The organism is Fusibacter sp. A1 (assembly GCF_004125825.1).
Classification (GTDB): Bacteria; Bacillota; Clostridia; order Peptostreptococcales; family Acidaminobacteraceae; genus QQWI01.
This window is the reverse complement of record NZ_QQWI01000039.1, coordinates 1-1,221: the sequence shown is the minus strand read 5'-3', so window position 1 is coordinate 1,221 and position 1,221 is coordinate 1. Positions and strand designations below refer to the sequence as shown.

Below are 1,221 nucleotides of genomic sequence, written 5' to 3'. Positions count from 1 at the left end.
CACTAGCGTTGCATAAAATTCATTACACAAATAGAAAACATTAAATTAACATTTTTGCATAAATAAGTATTTAAAAGCGTATAAAAAATCCTTATAATAGATGTATGGAGCTCAAATGAATGGTCTCGCACAAATCTAAAATAAGGAAATAACCATATTCATTATATGAGAAATTTGACCATAAATAAAGTACTTGAACCAATTTCATCTGATTTTATTTCAACTATTTTTAAGCGTTACAGTGCAGATAAATACATTAAGAAACTTTCAAGCAGATCTTTGATTACTCTTTTCTTAATGGCTGACTTCAAAGAACTCGCAGGACTAAGAAAAATCTCTACTGATTTAGAGTTTGACTTTGACTATCAGAGAATATTGAAACTGAACTCTATTAGTCCATCACAGCTATATAGGCGACTGATCAAACTCGATACAGGAATGCTTAGAGAAATCTTTCAAGTATTAGTAACTAAACTGGCTAAAGGACACCGCCATATCAAGCTTTCAAGTGATGTTGATGCTCTCAATATCATTGATGCCAGTACTATTTTAAAGGCACTCCATGGCATGGAGTGGGCACAGTTTAGAAAGGGAAAAGCAGGTATAAAACTACACTTGGGACTTAAGTATCACGGTGAGCAAAATCTATATCCGTCCAAAGCTACAGTGACAGGTGCAAAGTGTCATGATGTGAATGAAATGCTTAACCTCATCGATTACTGCGAGGGTGTTATCAACGTTTTAGACAGAGGATACGCTGATTTTAGAAAGCTGGATGAAATCACTGATGCAGGCGGTAAGTTTGTCGTAAGAATCAAAAACAACACCACTACGTGGATCAATGAACGATTTGAGGACGCTAAAGGTGTTAAGTTTGCTTCAAAAGGCCCTGTCGGTGCGGCAAGCAAAAAGACACGTCACGAGTATTACTATATCCAGAAGTTTGATGATGAAGGTAATCTCTTGCACCTACTCACAAATATTGAGAACCTTGAGAGCCACGAGAAAATAACCTTTGAGACGGTTGCTGAGTTTTATAAGATGAGATGGCAGATTGAATTATTCTTTAAGTGGATAAAACAACACTTTGAAGTGAAACACTTCTATGCTTGTACACAAGAAGGCACTGAGAATCAAGTGTATCTAAGTCTGATCATGTACTGCTTGCTTGCACTATTTAAACAAAGCATCATAACAAGAGGGACACTGGATAAAATTAGA

At 36.0% G+C, this 1,221-nt stretch carries 1 protein-coding gene; it reads left to right on the top strand.

What is annotated here, in order from left to right; all coding sequences use genetic code 11:
- Positions 1–174: 174 nt before the first annotated feature.
- A partial coding sequence (locus tag DWB64_RS19060; protein WP_164980508.1) for an IS4 family transposase occupies positions 175–1,221 on the top strand: 1,047 nt, incomplete at its 3' end.